The sequence below is a fragment of the Paenibacillus sp. EKM206P genome, from assembly GCF_011066155.1.
Taxonomy (GTDB): domain Bacteria; phylum Bacillota; class Bacilli; order Paenibacillales; family Paenibacillaceae; genus Paenibacillus; species Paenibacillus polymyxa_D.
The window spans coordinates 1-5,573 of record NZ_JAAMNQ010000032.1 but is presented as its reverse complement, the minus strand read 5'-3'; the positions used below and the strand labels follow the sequence as shown (position 1 = coordinate 5,573).

1 protein-coding gene is annotated in these 5,573 nt (G+C 41.5%); it reads left to right on the top strand.

Features of this window, described 5'->3' with window-relative positions; all coding sequences use genetic code 11:
* Window positions 1–5,573, top strand: a 5,573-nt coding sequence (locus tag G9G53_RS25470; RefSeq protein WP_165150860.1) for a non-ribosomal peptide synthetase, incomplete at both ends; no start/stop codon positions are given.

The window sequence follows — 5,573 nt, the reverse complement described above, 5'->3', positions numbered from 1 at the left end:
AAAGAAAAAGGAACAAGCCTGCATAACCTGTACGGACCAACAGAAGCAACAGTAGATGTATCCTACTTTGGCTGCTCCACGGAAGAAGAATTGGAGCTTGTACCAATAGGAAAGCCCATAGATAACATTAAGTTATATGTTGTGAGTAAGGAAAAGGGCCTGCAGCCGATAGGAGTAGCGGGAGAACTATGTATAGCAGGGGATGGACTGGCAAGAGGGTACTTGAACAGACCGGAACTTACAGAAGAAAAATTCGCAGCAAACCCATTCGCACCGGGTGAAAGAATGTACAGGACAGGTGACCTGGCAAGGTGGCTGCCTGACGGCAACCTAGAATACCTGGGCAGGATCGACCATCAGGTAAAGATAAGAGGCTACAGGATAGAACTGGGTGAAATAGAGAACCGGTTATTAAAGCATGAAGCAATAAAAGAAGCAGTGGTATTGGACAAAGAAGGAGCTGACGGAAATAAGTATCTTTGTGCGTACGTCGTACCGGATCAAGAAATAACCGTACAGGGGATGAGGGAACACTTGTCAAAAGAGCTCCCGGACTACATGATCCCTTCCTACTTTGTGCGGATGGAAAAGCTGCCATTGACCCCTAATGGAAAAATAGACAGGAAAGCATTGCCTGTGCTCGATAGCAATGTTAATACCGGCGTAGAATACGTAGTACCTTCGGGAGAAATAGAGGAGAAACTTGCGCTGTTGTGGCGGGATATCCTTGGAATAGAGAAGGTAGGAAGAAATGATAACTTTTTTATGCTTGGGGGACACTCGTTAAAGGCAACAAGCCTTGTAGCAAGAATTCACAAAGAGTTCAATATAGACATACCTCTTAAGGAAATATTCAAGACACCAACCATCTTAGAAATTGCCAGATATATTAAAGACTCAAAGGAGAGCCTATATCAGTCAATCCAACCGGCAGGAGAAATGGAATACTACCCTATGTCATCTGCACAAAGAAGGCTGTATATACTAAACCAGCTTGAAGGGGCAGGGACAGCATACAACATGCCTGGTATTATGCTGCTGGAAGGAAGCATTGATACAGCGCGTTTCCAGGAAGTCTTCAGGCAGTTGGTAAAAAGGCATGAGACTCTTAGAACATCGTTCCACATGATCGATGGTAACCCGGTCCAGAAGGTTCATGACCATGTGGAATTCAGCATGATGTACTTTGAAACTAACGAAGAAAAAGCCGCAGAGTATGCTGGGGAATTTGCCAGACCTTTTGATCTTGGCAAGGCTCCTCTGCTAAGGGTAGAGCTTGTAAAAACGGGAGAAGACAGGCATCTTATGATGTTTGATATGCATCACATTATATCCGATGGTGTCTCCATGGACATACTGATTCGTGAGTTTATGGATCTTTATGAAGGAAACAACCCTCCAGCACTTCGGATACAGTACAAGGACTACGCTGTATGGCAGAATAAACTGTTTGATGAGGGCGGAATTAGCAGCCAGGAGGAATACTGGCTCCAAGCATTCCAGGGAGAAATACCTGTACTGAATATGCCGCTAGACTATCCAAGGCCTGTAATACAAAGCTTTGAAGGGGATTTTTTTAGCTTTGAAGCAGGCAGTGAGCTTACGAATAAATTAAACAAGCTTGCAAGGGATAATGGGGCTACGCTTTACATGACACTGCTCGCGGCATACAACATATTGCTGTCTAAGCACACCGGACAGGAAGACATAATCGTTGGAAGCCCTATAGCCGGAAGGCCACATTCAGACCTGCAGGATATCCTTGGTATGTTTGTAAATACCTTGGCTATGAGAAATTACCCCAAGGGAGATAGTACCTTTGTAGAATTCTTGAATGAAGTAAGAGAAAACGCTCTAAGGGCTTATGACAATCAGGATTACCAATTTGAAGAACTGGTTGAGAAGCTTAACTTGAAGAGGGACATGAGCAGAAACCCACTGTTTGATACTATGTTTACCATGCAAAATGCCTCTAAGGTAGAATTTGCAGTACCTGGTATAAGCTTCAGACCTTTTAATAACGGGCTAGAGTATAGAATATCAAAATTTGACCTATCCATTGATGCAATAGAGCGTGAAGATGGTATGGCTTTTAGCTTTGAATATTGTACTCGGCTTTTCAAAAAAGAGACTATAAAAAGGTTGGCGGCTCATTACCTTAACGTGTTGGAAGAGATAACCGCAAATCCGTTTAAAAGGTTGTCGGAAATAAATATGTTGTCCCAGGAGGAAAAACAGCAAATAATCTATGGCTTCAATGATACAAAAGTAGAATATCCTAAGGATAAGACCATACAAGAGCTATTTGAAGAACAAGTGGAAAAGACGCCTGATAACATAGCAGTAGTATTTGAAGATAAATACTTGACTTACGGAGAACTTAATGAAAAGGCCAATCAACTGGCTTGGATCTTAAGGGACAAGGGATTAAAACCTGACAGTGTAGTAGCTATAATGGTAGACCGGTCCATAGAAATGATAATAGGTGTAATTGCTGTATTTAAAGCAGGAGGCGCGTATTTACCCATAGACACCGAATATCCTGAAGAACGAATCAGATATATGATCGATGACAGCTTGGCTGGAATTATTCTTACGCAAGAACATCATAAAGAAAAAATTAAATTTGATCTTGATATTATAAGCTTTGATGACTGTGTGAATTACAACGGGAGAACAGAAAATCTTCCTGTCATTAATAAATCTTGTAATTTAGCATATGTCATTTATACATCAGGAACCACAGGAAAGCCAAAGGGGATCATGATAGAGCATAGAAGTCTTGTCAACATATCTTACGCATGGAAAAAGGAATATAGGCTTGCGGATATGGATGTAAAGCTGTTGCAAATCGCAAGTTTTTCTTTTGATGTATTTGTGGGAGATGTTTCGAGAACGCTGCTCAACGGAGGCCAAATGGTTATTTGTTCATCCGAGGAGAGATACGATCCTGCACGATTATATTCACTTATTAAAACCCATAAAATAACCATCTTTGAATCCACACCGGCACTGATTATTCCTCTTATGGATTATATCCATGATAATGCTTTGATTATTGATAGCCTCAAGTTGCTTATACTTGGATCAGATACTCTCTCTGTGGAAGATTATGAAAGATTACAATCCTGGTATGGAGAGAAACTGCGGGTTGTTAATAGCTATGGGGTTACTGAGTCCACCATAGATTCCAGTTATTACGAAAAGAGACTGGGAAGCTATTTGGAATCCGGGAGTGTACCTATCGGAAAGCCAATGCAAAATATAAAATACTACGTTGTTGACAAACACTTGAGACCTCAGCCTACAGGGGTTTTGGGTGAGTTGTGCATAGGGGGAGAAGGGCTTGCAAGGGGATATCTAAACCGGTCCGAACTGACAGCTGAAAAATTTGTACCTAACCCGTTTATACCAGGGGAAAGGATGTATCGTACAGGGGATCTGGCCAGATGGCTGTCTGATGGGAATATGGAATTTTTAGGAAGAGTAGATCATCAGGTAAAGATAAGGGGATTTAGAATAGAGCTGGGGGAAATAGAAGCACAACTGCTAAAGCACGTTTCAATAAAGGAAGCAGTGGTTATTGCAAGGGAAGATCAGAAGGGAAACAAGTATCTGTGTGCCTATGTGGCAGGGGAAAATGAATTAACAATAGCAGAACTAAGGGGACATCTCTTAAAGGACCTTCCAGACTATATGATACCATCCTATTTTATGCAGTTAAAAAAGCTGCCGCTGACTCCCAATGGCAAAATAGATAGGAAGGCATTGCCCGAACCTGACGGCAATATCGATGCTGGAATAGAGTATGTCGCACCCTTGGGTGAAGTGGAGGAGAAACTTGCGGGGTTGTGGCAGGATATCCTTAGTATAGAGAAAGTGGGAAGAAACGACAATTTCTTTGAGCTGGGGGGACATTCCTTAAGGGCAGCAAATCTTATTGCCAGGATTCACAAAGAGTTCAATGTAAACATACCGCTTAAAGAAATATTTAAGAGCCCAAATATGTCTGAAGTTGCCGAGTGCATCAAGATTGCAAAGGAGAGTGTATTTCATTCTATTGGGCCGGCTGGGGAGATGGAGTACTATCCAATTTCATCCGCCCAGAAAAGGCTGTATATTCTAAACCAGCTTGACGCAGTTGGGATGGCATACAACATGCCTGGTATTATGCTAATTGAAGGCAAACTCGATAAACTGCGCTTTGAACAGGCTTTTAGGGAGCTTGTTGACAGACATGAGTCTTTCCGTACCTCATTCCATATGATAGATGGTAAACCGGTACAAAAGGTCCATAGCAATGTGGATTTTAGTGTTATGTATATGGAAACCGATGAGGAAAGAGCTGCGAAAATAGCCAGTGAATTTATTAGGACCTTTGACCTTGATGAGGCTCCTTTACTTAGGGTTGGGCTTATAAAAGTTGGAGAAGACAGATATATTATGATGTTTGATAAGCACCATATTATATCTGACGGGGTGTCTGACGACATACTGGTAAGAGAATTTATGAGCCTGTATGAAGGTAAGGAACTTCCGGAACTTAAGATTCAGTACAAGGATTTTTCCGTATGGCAGAACAGGCTGTTTGCTGATGGGACAATTAGTAAGCAGGAAGAATACTGGCTCCAAGTATTCAAAGGAGAAATTCCTTTGCTTAATATGCCGCTAGACTACCCTAGGCCAGCTATACAGAGTTTTGAGGGAGATGTGATCAGTTTCAAAGCAGGCAAGGAGCTTGCTGTTAAACTGAACAAACTTGCAGTGAATAATGGTGCCACGCTCTACATGGTACTTTTAGCTTCATACAATGTCCTTTTATCCAAGTACACCGGACAGGAAGATATTATAGTTGGAAGTCCCGTTGCAGGAAGGCCGCATACTGATCTTCAGGACGTTATTGGTATGTTTGTAAACACGCTAGCCATGAGGAATCACCCTCAAGGTGGAAAGACTTTTGTGGACTTCCTTAATGAAGTAAGAGAAAACTCCTTAAGGGCTTACGAAAACCAAGATTACCAATTTGAAGAACTGGTAGATAAGCTTAACCTGGAAAGGGATCTGGGTAGAAATCCACTTTTCGATACTATGTTTGTACTGCAAAATATCGAGGCATCAGAAGTGAAGATGGATGGGCTAAGGTTTATGCCCTATGACAGTGAAGTAAGAATATCCAAGTTTGACTTGACTTTAAACGCTGAGGAAACAGAGGACGGTATTGCATTTGAATTGGAGTATACTACCAGGTTGTTTAAGAAAGAGTCAGTTATAAGGCTTATTGCCCATTACCTTAATGTATTGGAAGAGGCAGCAGCCTTTCCTGAAAAAAGGCTATTAGAAATTGATATGCTGTCACAAGACGAAAAACATCAAATATTATATGAATTTAATAATACAAAAGCAGGATACCCTCGGGAAAAGACCATCCATCAGATTTTTGAGGAACAGGTGGAACGGACACCCAATAATATTGCTGTAGTGTTTGAAGATAAACAACTGACTTATAAGGAAGTAAACGAAAAGGCAAACCAACTGGCCAGAAAATTAAGAGAAAAGGGAATAAAACCTGATAG